The following is a 16254-nucleotide window of genomic DNA, read 5'->3' on the forward strand; positions in this document are numbered from 1 at the left end:
CTCAGCGTCGGGGATCCCAGCGGAACCACCGCTGCACAGCAAACACCGCGAGCGCCGTCCAGACCAGTCCGCTCAGCGCTGCCCCGAGCAGGTCAGTGCCATCGGATACGCCCAGCCAGCCCGAGCGTATGAGCGTCATCGCGCCGGTCAGCGGGAGCAACTCACAGGCCGATGCGAGTGGGCCGGGAAAGATCGCCAGCGGGACGAAGAGCCCGGAGCCCATCATCGAGACCAGGAACAACGGCAACGTGGTGAGCTGCGCCGTCTGCACGGTGCGGGTTAGTATGGAGGTGACCGCGGCCAGCACCGTCAGCAACACCACGGCCAGCAGAAGCCCCGCGAGGAGCAGTTCGGGCCGTCGTGGAGCGGTGACGCCGAAGAAGGCAGCCCCGGTCACGATGATCAGCGCGGACTGCGCCAAGGCCAGGGCGGCCGAGGGCAGCGCCGTCCCTGTCAGGATCTCGCCGTCGCTGACCTCGCCCGTACGCAGCCGCTTCAGGACCAGGTCCTCACGCCGCGCCACGTAGGCGGCAACCATGTTCATGTAGACGGCCTGGATGAGAACCGTTCCGATGCCGCCGGTGAGGGCGGCTCCGGCGACCGTGAGTCCGGTGCCGCCGAGGTCCACCTGCTCGAGGGTCGACTTCATCGCCATGATCATGGCCGAGGGCACCAGCAGGGCGACGATGACTGCCGTCCTGTTGCGAGCGAGCAAGGTCATTTCGGCCCGGCCGAGGGCGGCCAGGCGGCCCCGGGCCGTTGTCGAGGCCCGAACCGCTGTGGGCGGGGCAGTGGTGGTGGACGTCGTCATGACACGGTCACCTCTTCGGTCTCTGCGGCGGACTTTGCGATATCGAGGAATGCCTCTTCGAGCGAGGCGGACCGGGCGTCGAGGCCGGCCAGCGGTACATCCGACTCCGCGGCCCAGCGCAGCAGTTCAGTCAGTGACTCTTGCAACCGATGGGTACGGATCTCGATCCGGCGGCCTTCGGCCGCGGCACGCAGACCCAGGGGCAGTTGTCCCGGCACGACTCCCTCGGGCAGCTCGAACCGGATCCGGGCCGGGCGCGCGGCCGTTACCTCGGCGATGCTGCCCGAGGTCACGATCCTGCCCCCATGCATGATCGCCAGCCGGTCTGCGAGCGCCTCGGCCTCCTCCAGGTAGTGCGTGGTCAGCAGGACGGTGATGCCGTCCTCCTTGAGCTGCCGCACCAGCTCCCAGGTGTCGCGTCGCCCCTCGGCGTCGAGACCGGTGGTCGGTTCGTCGAGGAAGAGGACTTCGGGTCGGCCGAGCAGGGCAAGCGCCAGGTCCAGCCGCCGTCGCTCGCCGCCGGAGAGCTGCTTGACGCGGACGCCGGACCGGTGGCCGAGCCCCACCCGTTCCAACGCCTCGCCGACCGGCCGGGCACCGCTGGTGCAGCCTGCCCACATCCGTACGGTCTCGGCTGCGGTCAGGTCGGACGGGAAGCCGCCCTCCTGAAGCATCACCCCGATCCGCGGCCGGACAGCGACGCGATCGGCGTACGGGTCGTGACCCAGCACCCGTATCGCGCCGCTGTCGGGCCGGGCCAGCCCCTCGAGGAGTTCAACGGTGGACGTCTTGCCGGCGCCATTGGTCCCGAGCAGGGCGAACAACTCGCCGCGTCCCACAGAGAACGAGACGCCGGTCACAGCCTCGAAGCCGCCCGCGTAGCTGCGCCGGACGCCGTCCACCTCGATCACGCAGTCACGGAGAATTTCTTCGATGGTCATGCACTCAAGGTTTCCGCCCGGACAGGGCCGCGAGCAGTGCGAGCTGTCATCGCGTCGCATGACAAACGTCATGGGTGGACAGAGTCGGAAGGGGGGAGAGTTATGACCATGAAACGAATACGACGAAGGCCCCGGTCGAAATCGACCAGGGCCTTCGATCAAGAGCGGACGACCAGGTTCGAACTGGCGACCTCAACCTTGGCAAGGTTGCGCTCTACCAACTGAGCTACGTCCGCATTGCAGCCACTCGGCTTTCACCGGTGGAGCGAGCACTACTCTACCTGATCCACTGGAGTGGTTGAGAAGAGTGGTGCAGAGCGGGTGACAGGAATTGCACACTGCGCCTTCCCCCTGGAAGGGGGATGTTCTACTACTGAACTACACCCGCACGCTGCGTGAGGTTCGGCTTTGCGGCCTTGCCCTTCGGCGTGCTCCAGACTCTAGCCGACCTGCAGGGGTGTCGCGCAAGTCGGCTCCCACAGGGTGTCGCCCGTGTGGCCGGTGACGGGCGGTCCGACGCCCGAAACCGACCGGCCGTCATCCGCTCATCCCCTCAACTGGCTTCCTGGAACGCCTCGTAGACCTTCTTGGGGATCCGGCCCCTGGCCGGCACCTCCATCCGGTGCGAACGGGCCCAGGCGCGGACGGCTGCCGGATCGGGTGCCAGCGAGGTGTGCCGGTACGAGACGGGCGCCTTGCCGTGCTTGCCTGCGTTTGTCTGCTTGCGACCGGCCGCCATGTACGGCGCCAGGGCCTTGCGCAGCTTCTTTGCATTGGACGGGTTCAGGTCGATCTCGTACGACTTCCCGTCCAGGGCGAAGGTGACCGTTTCCGCCGCTGCTCCCCCGTCGATGTCGTCGGAGAGCGTGACCACTACGCGCTGAGCCACGGATATCGGTCCTTTCCTACGGCATCCGCGTCTGACATGCGCGGATGCCGGCCTTCCGGCTGTGAGCGCGGATGTGGGCCGACGGCTGTCGGCCGTTTAGGGGCAATGCTGCTTTCCCCGGTAATCATTTGTACAGCGACTGGCACCGCATTGTGAAGCCCGCCCAATTACCTGCGCGTGTCAACCTGCTTTGTGTGCCGCTGGTGAGGATTTTTGTTGCAGGATTTTTCGGCCCTGTTGCCGTGGCCGATATCTCGGCGTGATCTGACCCTCTCGATATCTACCCGCGTAGAATTTCTGGCCAGGTACGCTGAGTGGACCCGCGGGGGTCTGGGGAACCCCCCGGAGAAACAGCCGCACCACACCACCACACCGGGAGTGCCAGTGGCACGCGTCGTAGTCGACGTCATGCTCAAGCCCGAGATTCTCGACCCGCAGGGACAGGCTGTGCAGCGTGCGCTGCCCCGTCTCGGCTTCGAGGGAATCGCGGACGTACGTCAGGGAAAGCGTTTCGAGCTCGAGATCGAGGGGCCCGTCGATGACGCCGCCCTCACTCGTATTCACGAGATGGCCGAGACGTTCCTCGCCAACACCGTGATCGAGGACTTCACCGTGAAGGTGGAGAAGGCCGAGGAGTCGAAGTGACTGCTCGTATCGGAGTCGTCACCTTTCCGGGCACGCTCGACGACCAGGACAGCCTTCGGGCCGTGCGGGTCGCCGGCGCGGAGCCCGTATCGCTGTGGCACCGCGACAAGGACCTGCACCAGGTCGACGCGGTCATCCTCGCGGGCGGTTTCTCCTACGGCGACTATCTGCGGGCCGGAGCCATCTCCCGCTTCTCGCCGGTCATGGAGACCGTGATCGAGCAGGCGAAGGCGGGCATGCCGGTCCTCGGCATCTGCAACGGCTTCCAGATCCTGACCGAGGCGCATCTGCTGCCCGGCGCGATGCTGCGCAACAATCACCTGCACTTCATCTGCCGCGATCAGAAGCTCCGTGTCGAGAACGCGGAGACGTCCTGGACCGCGGACTACTCCGCCGGCCAGGAAATCTCCGTACCGCTCAAGAACATGGACGGCCGTTACACCGCCGACGAGCGCACGCTCGACGAGTTGGAGGCCGAGGGCCGCGTCGCGTTCCGCTACGTGGACGTCAACCCCAACGGCTCGCTGCGTGACATTGCCGGCATCAGCAACGCCGCGGGCAACGTCGTAGGCCTCATGCCCCACCCGGAGCACGCCGTGGAGCCGCTGATCGGCACCGGTGGTACCGACGGTCTCGGTTTCTTCACCTCGATCATCAAGAAGCTGGTCAACGCATGAGCCTGGACACGGTCAAGCACGCGGCCGAAACCCCGGACACCGGACAGCCCTGGAAGGAGCTCGGCCTCAAGGAGGACGAGTACGCCCGGATCCGCGAGATCCTGGGCCGCCGTCCCACCGGCGCCGAGCTCGCCATGTACTCCGTGATGTGGTCCGAGCACTGCTCGTACAAGAGCAGCAAGGTCCACCTCAAGCAGTTCGGCGAGAAGGTCCCCGCCAACGACGCGATGCTTGTCGGCATCGGCGAGAACGCCGGTGTGGTCGACGTCGGCCAGGGCTACGCGGTCACCTTCAAGGTCGAGTCGCACAACCACCCGTCGTACATCGAGCCCTACCAGGGCGCGGCCACCGGCGTCGGCGGCATCGTCCGCGACATCCTGGCCATGGGTGCCCGCCCGGTCGCGGTCGTCGACCCGCTGCGCTTCGGTGCGGCCGACCACCCCGACACCAAGCGCGTCCTTCCGGGCGTGGTCGCGGGCATCGGCGGCTACGGCAACTGCCTGGGTCTGCCGAACATCGGTGGCGAAGTCGTCTTCGACGCCTGCTACCAGGGCAACCCGCTCGTCAACGCCGGCTGCATCGGCGTGATGAAGCACGAGGACATCCACCTGGCCCAGGCCTCTGGGCCCGGCAACAAGGTCATCCTGTACGGCGCCCGCACCGGCGGCGACGGCATCGGCGGGGTCTCGGTCCTGGCCTCGGAGACGTTCGAGTCGACCGGCCCGGCCAAGCGCCCGGCCGTTCAGGTCGGCGACCCGTTCCAGGAGAAGCTCCTCATCGAGTGCACCCTGGAGATCTTCAAGGAGAAGCTCGTCGCGGGCATCCAGGACCTGGGCGGCGCCGGGCTCTCCTGCGCCACCTCCGAGCTGGCCTCCGCGGGTTCCGGCGGCATGCGCGTGGAGCTGGACACCGTGCCGCTGCGCGACTCCTCCCTCTCGCCCGAGGAAATCCTCATGAGCGAGTCGCAGGAGCGCATGTGCGCGATCGTCGAGCCGCAGCACGTGGACCGCTTCCTGGAGATCTGCGAGAAGTGGGACGTCATCGCCACCGTCATCGGTGAGGTGACCGAGGGCTCCCAGCTGGAGATCTTCTGGCACGGCGAGCAGATCGTGGACGTGCCGCCGCGGTCCGTCGCTCACGAGGGCCCGACCTACCACCGCCCGTTCGCCCGCCCGTCCTGGCAGGACGCGCTGCAGGCCGACGACGCCGGCAAGCTGGCACGCCCGGCCAACGGCGCCGAGCTGCGCGAGCAGGTTCTGCGGCTCGTCTCCTCGCCGAACCAGGCGTCGAAGTCCTGGATCACGGACCAGTACGACCGGTTCGTGCAGGGCAACACCGTGCTCGCGATGCCCGAGGACGCCGGTATGGTCCGCATCGACGAGGAGTCCAACCTCGGCGTGGCCATGGCAACGGACGGCAACGGCCGGTACGCGAAGCTCGACCCGTACACCGGCGCTCAGCTCGCGCTGGCGGAGTCGTACCGCAACGTCGCCGCCTCCGGCGCCAAGCCGCTCGCCATCTCGGACTGCCTGAACTTCGGTTCGCCCGAGGACCCGGACGTCATGTGGCAGTTCGCCGAGGCCACGCGTGGTCTGGCGGACGGCTGCCTGGAGCTGGGCACCCCGGTCACCGGTGGCAATGTGTCGCTGTACAACCAGACGGGTGAGACGGCCATCCACCCCACTCCGGTCGTGGCCGTGCTCGGTGTGATCGACGACGTCACCCGGCGTACGCCGGTCGCCTTCAAGGAAGAGGGCCAGCTCCTCTACCTGCTGGGTGACACGCACGAGGAGTTCGGCGGCTCGGCCTGGTCCGAGGTCGTCCACAACCACCTCGGCGGCATGCCGCCCAAGGTCGATCTGGGCCGCGAGAAGCTGCTCGGCGAGATTCTGATCTCCGCGTCCCGCGACGGCATGATCGACGCGGCGCACGACCTCTCCGACGGCGGTCTGATCCAGGCGGTCACCGAATCGTGCCTGCGCGGCGGTAAGGGTGCCCGGCTGGTCGTGCCGGACGGTCTGGACGCGTTCACGTTCCTCTTCTCCGAGTCGGCGGGACGCGCGATCGTCTCGATCCCGCGCAGCGAGGAGCTCCGCTTCAACGACATGTGCGGGGCGCGGGGTCTGCCCGTCACCCGGATCGGTGTCGTGGACGGCGAGGAGATCGAGATCCAGGGCGAGTTCAGCATTCCGCTGAGCGAGCTGCGCACGGCGCACGAGGGGACGATCCCCGCGCTGCTCGCGTAGCTGGGCGGACACGTCCGTCACATTTCGCGCAAGCCCCCGCCCGGTCTGACCGGGCGGGGGCTTGCGCGTGCTGCCCCGTCGCGACCGGGTCCGGCTTCGATGATCTGGTTTCCCGTGAGCTCTTGACGGGGATTACGTAATTACGTAATCCTTGTTCTATGGAGTTGGAGGAACGGGTCTCGGAGCTGGAGCGGCGACTTGAGGCGCTTGTGGGCGAGCACCCGGAAGCTCCCTCCCCGACCGGGGGGGACTTCTGGGCCCTGGAGGGGCTGAAGCAGCAGCTGGCGGGGGCGGCTGATGGCGGGGTGCTGTACACGGGTGCGGTGAGGCTGCCCACGGGCGAGCGGTACGAGTGGCAGTACGGCGCGCTGACGGAGCAGTTGCTGGACGCCGGAGGTGCAGGCGGGGCGGGCAGTGCGGGGGAGGGGAGCGAGCAGGTGCCTGCGGGCGCCGACTGGGCGGATGTCGCCGAGTCGTTCGCCGCGCTGGGCCACCCGGTGCGGTTGCGACTGCTCCGGGAGATCCTCGGCGGCCGGCGGACAGCCGCGGAACTCGCCGCGCTCGACGAGACCGGGACGACGGGGCAGATCTACCACCATCTGCGTCAGCTGACGGGGGCGGGCTGGCTGCACACGAAGGGGCGGGGCAGATACGAGGTTCCTGGTGCCCGTGTGGTGCCGCTGCTGGTGGCCCTGACGGCGGCGAAGCCCTGAGTCGCGCATGAATGGCCGACCGTAAACCGAGTGCTTCGCCACGGGCCGGCCGGTCACCCAACCGAATGCGGAACGACCTGAGCACGGAACGACCTGGGCGAACAGAACGGACTGGGAGCAGAACGAACTGAGCACAGGGCGAACTCAGAGGGAACGTAAGCGAATCGCCGACCAGACCGACGAGTAGGGGGACGTCATGTCTGTCCGTAAAGCTGTCATGGTGCTGTACCGGGCCTGCTGGATCATCTTCTTCACGATGGTGGTCCTCAGCCTCGCCACCCGCCCGCCCTTTCCGTACTGGCTGACGTGGGTGCCCGCGGCTGCCGCGATCGCGCTCGTCATGGCTGCGGGCCGTAGGGCCCGCACGGCAGCTGCGGACCAGCGACCCGCGGTAGAGGTCGAGCCGCCGGTGTCCGGGCGGTGGACCGCGTTGAACAGTCCGGCGGACAAGGTGCCCAGCCACGGGATACACGGCTACGGGCAGACGTACGCGATCGATGTCGTAGCCGAGCCGGAGACCGGGGCGGGGCCCGGGCCGGAGTCGGAGCTGAGGCCGGAAGCCGAGACCGGGTGGGAGCCGAAGCCCGGGCCGGAGCTGGAGCCCGGGCCGGTGTCGGAACAGGAGTCCCGTGCGGGAGCTGGAGCGGCCGAGGGCGGCGGCGCCTTGACGCGCCCTAAGTTCCGCTACCTGTGGCCCATCGCCCGGCGCAACCACCACTTTCCCGCCTTCGGAGCTCCACTTCTCGCGGTGGCTGACGGCACGGTGGTGCATGCGTCGCACGGGCGGCGTGACCATCTCAGCCGCAACTCCGTTCCCGCACTGATCTACCTGATGCTGATCGAGGCTTCCGTACGGGATGTGCTCGGTCCAGGCAGCATCGTCGGGAACCATCTCGTCCTGGACCTCGGTGACGGCACCTATGCCATGTACGCCCACCTGCGGCGCGGCTCGCTCCGGGTGCGGGCGGGCGAGAGGGTCCGGGCCGGGCAGATACTCGCCGAGTGCGGCAACTCAGGGAATTCCACCGAACCGCATGTGCACTTCCAGCTGATGGATGACCCGGACCTGGATGTGGCGGTGGGAATTCCGTTCACCTGGCGAGGGATAGGCGTTCCGGCCAACGGCGAGGTGTTCGTGGCAGGCGGGGCTGTGGGCGGCCATCCCGTTCCGGGCCCGGGCGGGAATCGGGCCCTCTGAGTGCAGGCGGATCCGGGGTGCGGGGGGCCAGGACCAGGACCCTCCCGGAAGAAGCGACCTCCGGAGGTGGCGGTTGGCGGGCCCAGGGCGGAGGCCAGAGATCACGAGGCCACGCGGCCGAGACCAGAAGCCGGGGCAAGCCACGCGGTAATGGCAAGCGGCTCTCTGTCCTCCCGCCGGGGAAAGTGAACTTGGTATAAATTTAGTCCGAGATTAAGTTTCATCCTGGTACAGTGATGCCATGTTGACCGAGGGGATGGGCCTGCGCGAGCGCAAGAAGATCCAGACGCGCCGCCGTCTGCTTGCCGAGGCGGCAAGGCTCTTCGGGGAGCGAGGATTCGATCAGGTCTCGGTTGCGGAGATCGCCGAAGCGGCCGACGTATCGAAGATGACTGTCTTCAACTACTTCGACAGTAAAGAAGACTTGGTTCTCGCTCCTATGGAGGAGCACATCGGGGACGTCGCCCACGTGGTGCGGAACCGGGCGCCCGGGGAGTCCGCAGTTGCCGGCACGCGCCGCCAGTTCCTGGCTGCCATCGAGAGCCGGGACCCCGCGGTGGGGATGAGCGATTCGCCGGTAGCGCTCCAACTCCTCCAGTTGATCCAGCAAACGCCGGCACTGCTCACCCGGGCGTACGCGTTCTTTGCTCGCTCCGACGAGTTGCTCATCGAGGTCTTGGTCGAGGAGGGTGAGGACCGGGCTGTCGCGCGCATCGTGGCAGCCCAGCTGATCGGCACACGTAACACCCTGATTACCGAGAACCACCGCCGACTGCTGGCCGGTGAATCCGCCGAGGCCATCGCCTCGGATGCCGCCGATCTCGCCGAGCGAGCGTTTGACCTGCTCGAGAAGGGCCTGGGCGACTTCGCGACCCGGCCCTGATCCTCGGGTGCGGGTGCGGGTGCTGGTCGCCGCTGCCAGGCCTGGCCCGCACCGATATCGGTGCCGTGCCGTGACGGCATCATGGGTCGCGCCGTCTACCCACGCCGTGGGTAGCGCCGTCTCCCGCGCCTCTGTCCGCGCCGTCGCTCGTGCCCTCGCCCGTGCCGTCGCTCGTGCCGTTGTCGCCATCGTGGGTGGGGAGATGTGGCACGCCGTAGGCTCCTCACCATGCCGCCGTCCCAGAAGCGCGCCCGCCGCTATGACCCGGCCAGGACCCGCGCTGCGGTGCTGGCACAGTTCTCCCATGTTCGGGCTGCTGTAAGCACCCTGACGCCCCAGCAACTCGATGGACCGAGCGGCCTCGGCGCCTGGACGGTGCGCGAGCTCGCCGTTCACCTGACCATGGCGCTCTCGCACGTCAGCCGGAACCTGGAGTTGCCCGAGCCCGTCCTGGCCAAGGCAGAGGTGGGCTTGCTGGAGTGGCCGTTCACCACGGCGGAGCGGGCCGGCCGGATCGCCGACGACACCGTGGTGCTGTCTGCCGGCCGCCCCGATGTGGACGCGCTGTACGGAGAGGTGGCCGACCGGTTCCAGGCCCTGGTTCCGGGCGCTCGCGAGGACCGGTTGCTGGCCACCAGGGTCGGTGCCATGCGGCTCGGGGACTTCCTGGTCACCCGTACCGTGGAGCTAGTGGTCCATACGTACGACCTCAACCACGCGACCGGTCTCGGCATCCCGTACGACCGTCAGGCGCTGGCCGCCTGCACCCGGTTGCTCGCGGACGCCCTGGCGGAGAAGGCGCCGGGGGGCTCGGTCGAGGTGCGGGTCCCGCCGTTCGCGGTGGTTCAGTGCGTCCAGGGACCACGGCACACCCGCGGCACGCCGCCCAACGTCGTCGAGACCGATGCGCTCACCTGGATCAAGCTCGCCACGGGACGTACGCGATGGGAACGGGAACTCGAGGCCGCCAGGGTGAGCGCCAGTGGAGAACGGGCGGACCTCGCCGAGTTGCTGCCCCTGATGGGGTGACGGGAACCGGATCGTCGGTGGCGACCGTCCCATGGCCATGCACCGTCAACGCTTGGCTGTCAGCGTCCTTGCCGTCCTCACCCTCGCCGCCTGCGGCACGGATCGGGGTTCCGGCCCGGGGACCGGTATCGGCTCCGATGTCAGTGACGGAAACGGAACCGTACGGAGCGACGTACCCCTCACCGGCATTCGCTGGGGAGTCGAATCGGTGACCGTCGGCGGGAAGCGGTCCGCCGCCCCGGCCGGGGCCCATGTCGAAATCGACGCCGAGGGACGGGCGAGCGGGAACTACGGCTGCAACCGGTTCACCGCCGAGACCCGGCTCGACGGCACCACGCTCACCGTCCAGCCGGGAACGACCACCGAGATGGGCTGCGAGCAGGACATCCAGCGGTTCGAGACCCTGCTGTCGCAAGCCTTCAGCGGCGAACTCACAGCCGTTGCCACGGATGACTCCCTCACCCTGACCACCGCGCAGGGCGACACCATCGCACTCACCGCCCGACCTCCGGTCCCGCTCAGCGGCACGCAATGGCGGATTACCACCCTGGTTTCCGGCTCGATCGCCTCGTCCCTGCCCGCAGCTACGGCGGACAGGGCGCGCATCACGTTCGGCAAGGACGGCACCGTCCACGGCACCCTCGGCTGCAACAGCTTCCGCGGCACCGCCAATGTGTCCGGCCACACTGTCGCCTTCGGTCGACTCGTCACCACCCGCAAGGTGTGTCCGGACCCGGAGATGCGGCTGGAGCGCGCCCTGCTCGGCGTACTCGACGGGAAGCGGGCGGTCTACGGGATTGCCCACCGCACGCTGTCCCTCACCGCACCGGACGGCAAGGGACTCGCGGCCTCGGCTCCGGAGAAGGAGCAGCGAAAAGGCTAGGAGGAAGAGCAGTGGTGAGGGCAGGGAGAAGGGCGAGGGCCAAGGGCCTCAGGAGGCCTTCGGATAAGGCAGCAGGCCGGCGTCCGTCCGCTCCCAGGACGCCCGCAGTCCGGCCAGCAGCTCCGGCTCGGCAGCGCCCCGGTCGGCCTGCTCCCGCTGGTCGTGCGCGAGGTGGAAGAGCTGATCCGCCCCACCCTTGCCCCGGTAGTACTTCCAGTCGCCGCGTCGCAGCGCCCGCTCCCCACGCACCCGCCAGAACAGGTCCCGTTCCTTCGGCTGTTCCCCGCGCAGCAGGTACCCGGCCAGGCTGATGCCGTCCAGCGGGTAGGCCGGGTCGGGCCGTGCCCCGCCGAGCTCCAGCAGCGTTGCCGTCCAGTCGGGGGAGAACAGCGGCAGGCTGCTCACCTGGTTCGGATCGATCCTGGCCGGCCAGCGGAGCACGGCCGGGACCCGGATGCCGCCTTCCTGGAGGGAGCTCTTGTTGCCGGAGAGCGGCCACTGGTAGGAGAAGCGCTCGCCGCCGTTGTCGCTGGCGAAGAAGACGAGGGTGTCCTCTTCCTGACCTGACCGTTTCAGTGCCTTGAGTACTTCGCCGACCGAGCGGTCCAGGTCCTCGACCATCTCCTTGTACTTGCTGACCGAGCCCCCGTCGGAGTGGAACAGTCCCCCGAAGCCCCCCTCCTTGATCTTCCGTACGATCTCGGCGCTCTCGGCCGTGTCGCCCTCGGCGATCCAGGGCCAGTGCGGGGTGGTGAAGTTCAGGTTCAGCAGCCACGGCTGCTCGTGGTCGCGCTGAACGTACTCGCTGGCCCTCTCGGTGAGGATGCGGGTGTAGTACCGCAGGTCCTTGTACTCGGCATCGCCCTCGTACAGGTCGTATTCGCCGCCGAGACCGAGCTTCGAGTAGTACTCCAGGGCCCCGCCGAAGTTGCCGAAGAACTCGTCCCAGCCCGACTTGGTGGGGCTGTAGTCCGGCAGATAGCCGCAGTGCCACTTACCGATCAGCGCGGTCGCGTACCCGGCACCCCGGAGCAGCGAGGCGAGGGTCGGGTGCGTGGGGGTGAGACCGACCGACCGGTCTGCGATGGGTTCGGCCAGGCCGCCCTCCGTACGCCCGGGGTAGCGGCCGGTGTACAGGCTGAACCGGGTCGGCGAGCAGGTCGCGGACCCGGCGTAGGCATCGGTGAAGCGCACGCCCTGCCGGCCGAGCCGGTCCAGGTTCGGGGTGCGGATGTCCGGTGACCCGTAGGACGAGAGATCGGCCCAGCCGAGGTCGTCCCCGAGGATGAAGAGGATGTTGGGCCGCCGGGAGTGCCTGCCCCGGGCCGCTCGGAAGGGCTGCTCGCGCGTTGACTCAGCCGGCGCTGCGGCGGCGGGGGCGGTGGGAAGCCCCACCGCAGCGGCGGCGGCTGTAGCGCCGACAGCGGTCCCGAAGGCACGCCGCGTCAGCGGATTAATGGAACTGTTGTTCGGTTCAAAGGCGGACATGGCTACTCCAAAGCAGGGCAAGGCAGGACGGGGCAGGACGGGGCAGACCGAGTGCAAGGCAAGGCGGGGCGAGTCAGGACGGGACAAGACATGACAGGACGGGAAGGCTCAGAGGTTCGCCGCGCACGGGTGCTTACCGGTCGGCAGGGCAGCGCCGAATCGGCCTGGTTCGGTGCGCCAAGAAGCGCGGCGCCCCCGTGTGAGGAAGGAGTGCACGACGCATCCGGAAGGTGCTCGTTCGTGTTCGGCGCGAGGAGGTCGCAGCGTCAGCGGGAAAGGCGCAGCGTCACCGGGCACCCAGGGCGTCGCGCAGGACGACAGGACTGGGCTCCGTCAGGAGGCCTGAAGGCCTGCGCACCTGGAGGAGCGACGCACCTGAACGCCTGAGCACCCGAGGGCCGCACGCCGAAGGGCTGACGGACCGAAGCCGAGGGGAGTGAGAAGGAGAAGCAGCAGCGGAACAAGGGACCCTCGCGCGCCGAAGAATTCAGGCGCGACGACAGAGGGCGCTCGAGACACGTCCCAGATCGACGTGACGGCGCTCCACGAGCGTGACCGTGTGATCACCGAGGGGCTGCATGGTGCAGGAGCCTGCCAACGAGACATGCGCCTGTCAACGCCGGTCTCGAACTCCGGACGGTCACGGAGGTCGGCGGCCCGCCCCTGCCGGGGCGTCACAAGAAGCCCCATACCGGTCCTCGCGCCCCACGCCCGGTGTGAGGCTCGCCACGAAACGAGCGTTCGGCGACCCCGTCCGACGTCGCCGGGGGCCACCTCACGGAGTGCCACGAAACAGGCCCGGGCGCGTTGCGCCCACGTGGCCGGAACTCGGCAGTAACCCACCGTCGGTCCGGGCGACGACTGCCCTCAGGCGACTGCGGGCGGCTGTTCACCACCGGGCCGCGGTCACTGCGCGTAACGCTCCGATCGGCCCGTGGAGGGGGGTGGGAGGGGGCTTCTTCCGCGTCCGGGCGGGGCATCCCCAATTCGGACCAGTGGTCGATCTCGCCTACACTCGGTGGTGTGCCTCGTGGTGATGGACGACTCAACCACGACCTGCTCCCCGGAGAGAAAGGCCCCCAGGACGCTTGCGGCGTCTTCGGTGTCTGGGCTCCCGGCGAAGAGGTCGCCAAGCTCACCTATTTCGGACTGTATGCCCTGCAGCACCGTGGACAGGAGTCCGCGGGCATCGCAGTGAGCAACGGGTCCCAGATCCTCGTCTTCAAGGACATGGGACTGGTCTCGCAGGTCTTCGACGAAACGTCTCTGGGATCGCTCCAGGGCCATATCGCGGTCGGTCATGCCCGCTACTCCACCACCGGTGCCTCGGTGTGGGAGAACGCGCAGCCGACGTTCCGTGCGACCGCGCACGGCTCGATCGCCCTGGGTCACAACGGCAACCTGGTCAACACGGCCCAGCTCGCCGAGATGGTCGCCGACCTTCCGCGCAAGGACGGTCGCGCCACCCAGGTCGCCGCGACCAACGACACCGACCTGGTGACCGCCCTGCTCGCCGGCCAGACCGACGACGACGGCAAGCCGCTCACCATCGAGGAGGCTGCCGCCAAGGTGCTTCCCGAGGTCAGGGGCGCCTTCTCCCTCGTCTTCATGGATGAGCACACCCTCTATGCGGCCCGCGACCCGCAGGGCATCCGCCCGCTGGTCCTCGGCCGGCTGGAACGCGGTTGGGTGGTGGCCTCCGAGTCCGCCGCGCTCGACATCTGCGGCGCCAGCTTCGTGCGCGAGATCGAGCCGGGCGAGCTCGTCGCCATCGACGAGAACGGTCTGCGCACCTCGCGCTTCGCAGAAGCGAAGCCCAAGGGCTGCGTCTTCGAGTACGTCTACCTGGCCCGCCCCGACACCGACATCGCCGGGCGCAACGTCTACCTCTCCCGGGTCGAGATGGGCCGCAAGCTGGCCGCCGAAGCCCCGGTCGAGGCCGATCTGGTCATAGCGACGCCGGAATCCGGCACCCCTGCCGCCATCGGTTACGCGGAGGCCAGCGGCATCCCGTTCGGCGCCGGACTGGTGAAGAACGCCTACGTCGGCCGGACCTTCATCCAGCCGTCCCAGACCATCCGGCAGCTCGGCATCCGTCTCAAGCTGAACCCGCTCAAGGAAGTCATCAAGGGCAAGCGGCTGGTGGTCGTCGACGACTCGATCGTCCGCGGCAACACCCAGCGCGCACTCGTGCGGATGCTCCGCGAGGCCGGTGCCGCCGAGATCCACATCCGGATCTCGTCCCCGCCGGTGAAGTGGCCGTGCTTCTTCGGCATTGACTTCGCCACCCGCGCCGAGCTGATCGCCAACGGCATGACCGTCGACGAGATCGCCACGTCGATGGGGGCCGACTCGCTCTCGTACATCTCGATCGACGCGATGATCGAGGCGACGACGATCGACAAGCCGAACCTGTGCCGCGCCTGCTTCGACGGTGAGTACCCGATGGAGCTTCCGGACCCGGAGCTGCTCGGCAAGCAGCTGCTGGAGACCGAGCTGGCGGCAGGCCCTGCGGCGACCGCCGCGGCCGACGCGCTGCGCCGTCCGTGACCCGGACCGCCCGGCAGCCTTCCCACCAGCCCCGTATTTCCACACGAAAGATCCCAGGCAATGTCTGAGACAACAGGTGCTTCCTACGCGGCAGCGGGCGTCGACATCGAGGCCGGCGACCGCGCCGTAGAGCTGATGAAGGAGTGGGTGAAGAAGACGCAGCGCCCCGAGGTCGCCGGCCTCGGTGGTCTGGGCGGCTTCGCCGGGCTCTTCGACGCCTCGGCACTCAAGCGCTACGAGCGTCCGCTGCTCGCCTCCGCCACGGACGGCGTCGGCACGAAGGTCGACCTCGCCCGTCAGATGGGCGTGTACGACACGATCGGCCACGACCTCGTCGGCATGGTCGTGGACGACCTCGTCGTCTGTGGCGCCGAGCCGCTCTTCATGACCGACTACATCTGTGTCGGCAAGGTGCATCCCGAGCGTGTCGCGGCCATCGTGAAGGGCATCGCCGAAGGCTGTGTGCTGGCCGGCTGCGCCCTGGTCGGCGGCGAGACCGCCGAGCACCCCGGCCTGCTGGGCGCGGACGACTTCGATGTCGCCGGCGCCGGTACGGGCGTGGTCGAAGCCGACCGCCTGCTGGGCCCCGACCGCATCCGCAAGGGTGACGCCGTCATCGCGATGGCATCGTCCGGGCTTCACTCCAACGGGTACTCACTCGTGCGCCACGTCGTCTTCGACCGGGCCGGCTGGGCGCTGGACCGCGAGGTGCCGGAGTTCGGCCGGACGCTCGGCGAGGAGCTCCTGGAGCCCACCCGGATCTACTCCCTGGACTGCCTGGCGCTGACCCGTACGACCGAGGTGCACGGCTTCAGCCACGTCACCGGCGGCGGTCTGGCCAACAACCTGGCCCGGGTCATTCCGGACTCCCTGCACGCGACGGTGGACCGTTCCACCTGGACGCCGGGTGCGGTCTTCGACCTCGTCGGCAAGGCCGGTCAGGTCGAGCAGCTCGAGCTGGAGAAGACGCTCAACATGGGTGTCGGCATGATCGCGATCGTTCCCGCCGAATCGGTGGACGCGGCCCTGACGACGCTGGCGGACCGCGGCGTCGACTCCTGGGTCGCGGGCGAGATCACCGACCGCGGTGCGCACACGACAGGCGCGGAGCTCGTGGGCGGGTACGCGCGCTGAGTACGGGCGCGCAGGATGCCCTCAGGTGGCGGGCGGGTCGCGAAGGCCCGCCCGGACGCCATGGCCTCGGCACCACGACCGCGACGGGACGGCCAGGCCGACCTGGGGGACCCGCCTGACATGGACGTGACGCCCGAGCCCGCAGTGGGCCGCGTCTGCACGGACAT

15 protein-coding genes and 2 tRNA genes are annotated in these 16254 nt (G+C 68.6%); 10 read left to right on the forward strand and 7 right to left on the reverse strand.

Annotated features, from left to right (window positions below; all coding sequences use genetic code 11):
* Position 1: 1 nt before the first annotated feature.
* The 5 genes from ABZ434_RS03595 to ABZ434_RS03615 form a co-directional block, all read right to left on the reverse strand.
* Positions 2-811, reverse strand: a complete 810-nt coding sequence (locus tag ABZ434_RS03595; RefSeq protein WP_359131809.1) for an ABC transporter permease — start codon at positions 809-811, stop codon at positions 2-4.
* Positions 808-1752, reverse strand: a complete 945-nt coding sequence (locus ABZ434_RS03600) for an ABC transporter ATP-binding protein (RefSeq protein ID WP_359131811.1) — start codon at positions 1750-1752, stop codon at positions 808-810. The genes ABZ434_RS03595 and ABZ434_RS03600 overlap by 4 nt, the downstream gene beginning before the upstream one ends.
* Positions 1753-1915: 163 nt before the next feature.
* Positions 1916-1988 (reverse strand) — tRNA-Gly (locus ABZ434_RS03605).
* An 80-nt stretch (positions 1989-2068) separates the two neighbouring features.
* Positions 2069-2140 (reverse strand) — tRNA-Gly (locus ABZ434_RS03610).
* A gap of 165 nt (positions 2141-2305) precedes the next feature.
* The gene (locus ABZ434_RS03615; protein ID WP_359131812.1) at positions 2306-2641 is read right to left on the reverse strand and encodes an Lsr2 family protein; all 336 of its coding nucleotides are present in this window, start codon (positions 2639-2641) and stop codon (positions 2306-2308) included.
* A gap of 384 nt (positions 2642-3025) precedes the next feature.
* Here ABZ434_RS03615 and purS point away from each other — a divergent pair, with 384 nt between their 5' ends.
* The 8 genes from purS to ABZ434_RS03655 all read left to right on the forward strand — a co-directional run bounded on the left by purS (position 3026) and on the right by ABZ434_RS03655 (position 10915).
* Complete coding sequence (gene purS, locus ABZ434_RS03620) at positions 3026-3286, forward strand: phosphoribosylformylglycinamidine synthase subunit PurS (RefSeq protein ID WP_356319201.1); 261 nt, start codon at positions 3026-3028, stop codon at positions 3284-3286.
* On the forward strand, positions 3283-3963 hold the full coding sequence (gene purQ, locus ABZ434_RS03625) for a phosphoribosylformylglycinamidine synthase subunit PurQ (RefSeq protein WP_359131813.1): 681 nt from the start codon (positions 3283-3285) through the stop codon (positions 3961-3963). The genes purS and purQ overlap by 4 nt, the downstream gene beginning before the upstream one ends.
* The gene (purL, locus tag ABZ434_RS03630) at positions 3960-6209 is read left to right on the forward strand and encodes a phosphoribosylformylglycinamidine synthase subunit PurL (RefSeq protein ID WP_359131814.1); all 2250 of its coding nucleotides are present in this window, start codon (positions 3960-3962) and stop codon (positions 6207-6209) included. The genes purQ and purL overlap by 4 nt, the downstream gene beginning before the upstream one ends.
* Positions 6210-6367: 158 nt before the next feature.
* The gene (locus tag ABZ434_RS03635; RefSeq protein ID WP_359131816.1) at positions 6368-6922 is read left to right on the forward strand and encodes a helix-turn-helix domain-containing protein; all 555 of its coding nucleotides are present in this window, start codon (positions 6368-6370) and stop codon (positions 6920-6922) included.
* A 196-nt stretch (positions 6923-7118) separates the two neighbouring features.
* Complete coding sequence (locus tag ABZ434_RS03640) at positions 7119-8120, forward strand: peptidoglycan DD-metalloendopeptidase family protein (protein WP_359131818.1); 1002 nt, start codon at positions 7119-7121, stop codon at positions 8118-8120.
* Positions 8121-8364: 244 nt separating this feature from the next.
* Positions 8365-9003, forward strand: coding sequence for a helix-turn-helix domain-containing protein (locus ABZ434_RS03645; protein WP_359131879.1), 639 nt, complete (start codon positions 8365-8367; stop codon positions 9001-9003).
* 228 nt (positions 9004-9231) lie between these two features.
* Positions 9232-10032 (forward strand): sterol carrier family protein, encoded by an 801-nt coding sequence (locus ABZ434_RS03650; protein ID WP_359131819.1) that lies wholly within the window; start codon positions 9232-9234, stop codon positions 10030-10032.
* A 37-nt stretch (positions 10033-10069) separates the two neighbouring features.
* Positions 10070-10915, forward strand: coding sequence for an META domain-containing protein (locus ABZ434_RS03655; RefSeq protein ID WP_359131821.1), 846 nt, complete (start codon positions 10070-10072; stop codon positions 10913-10915).
* Positions 10916-10963: 48 nt separating this feature from the next.
* Here the strand turns inward: ABZ434_RS03655 and ABZ434_RS03660 are convergent, their stop codons facing one another.
* Together ABZ434_RS03660 and ABZ434_RS03665 are read right to left on the reverse strand one after the other, a co-directional pair.
* Positions 10964-12403: a sulfatase-like hydrolase/transferase gene (locus ABZ434_RS03660; protein ID WP_359131823.1), complete on the reverse strand. Its 1440-nt coding sequence runs from the start codon at positions 12401-12403 to the stop codon at positions 10964-10966.
* 487 nt (positions 12404-12890) lie between these two features.
* Positions 12891-12983: a putative leader peptide gene (locus ABZ434_RS03665; protein ID WP_359131824.1), complete on the reverse strand. Its 93-nt coding sequence runs from the start codon at positions 12981-12983 to the stop codon at positions 12891-12893.
* A 443-nt stretch (positions 12984-13426) separates the two neighbouring features.
* On the opposite strand from ABZ434_RS03665, the gene purF reads away from it, so the two are divergent.
* Complete coding sequence (purF, locus tag ABZ434_RS03670) at positions 13427-14953, forward strand: amidophosphoribosyltransferase (RefSeq protein WP_359131825.1); 1527 nt, start codon at positions 13427-13429, stop codon at positions 14951-14953.
* Between the two features lie 60 nt (positions 14954-15013).
* A complete protein-coding gene (gene purM, locus ABZ434_RS03675; protein WP_359131826.1) occupies positions 15014-16087 on the forward strand; it encodes a phosphoribosylformylglycinamidine cyclo-ligase in 1074 nt (357 codons plus the stop codon).
* Positions 16088-16254 lie beyond the last annotated feature (167 nt).

Origin of the sequence: Streptomyces sp. NPDC005761 (genome assembly GCF_040630635.1) — a bacterium.
Lineage (GTDB): Bacteria > Actinomycetota > Actinomycetes > Streptomycetales > Streptomycetaceae > Streptomyces.

Coding starts and splice junctions, on each gene's coding strand:
- purM (WP_359131826.1), top strand. CDS start 15,014: ATGTCTGAGACAACAGGTGCTTCCTACGCGGCAGCGGGCGTCGACATC.
- ABZ434_RS03650 (WP_359131819.1), top strand. CDS start 9,232: ATGCCGCCGTCCCAGAAGCGCGCCCGCCGCTATGACCCGGCCAGGACC.
- purL (WP_359131814.1), top strand. CDS start 3,960: ATGAGCCTGGACACGGTCAAGCACGCGGCCGAAACCCCGGACACCGGA.
- ABZ434_RS03600 (WP_359131811.1), bottom strand. CDS start 1,752: ATGACCATCGAAGAAATTCTCCGTGACTGCGTGATCGAGGTGGACGGC.
- ABZ434_RS03640 (WP_359131818.1), top strand. CDS start 7,119: ATGTCTGTCCGTAAAGCTGTCATGGTGCTGTACCGGGCCTGCTGGATC.
- ABZ434_RS03660 (WP_359131823.1), bottom strand. CDS start 12,403: ATGTCCGCCTTTGAACCGAACAACAGTTCCATTAATCCGCTGACGCGG.
- ABZ434_RS03635 (WP_359131816.1), top strand. CDS start 6,368: ATGGAGTTGGAGGAACGGGTCTCGGAGCTGGAGCGGCGACTTGAGGCG.
- ABZ434_RS03665 (WP_359131824.1), bottom strand. CDS start 12,983: ATGCAGCCCCTCGGTGATCACACGGTCACGCTCGTGGAGCGCCGTCAC.
- ABZ434_RS03655 (WP_359131821.1), top strand. CDS start 10,070: ATGCACCGTCAACGCTTGGCTGTCAGCGTCCTTGCCGTCCTCACCCTC.
- ABZ434_RS03595 (WP_359131809.1), bottom strand. CDS start 811: ATGACGACGTCCACCACCACTGCCCCGCCCACAGCGGTTCGGGCCTCG.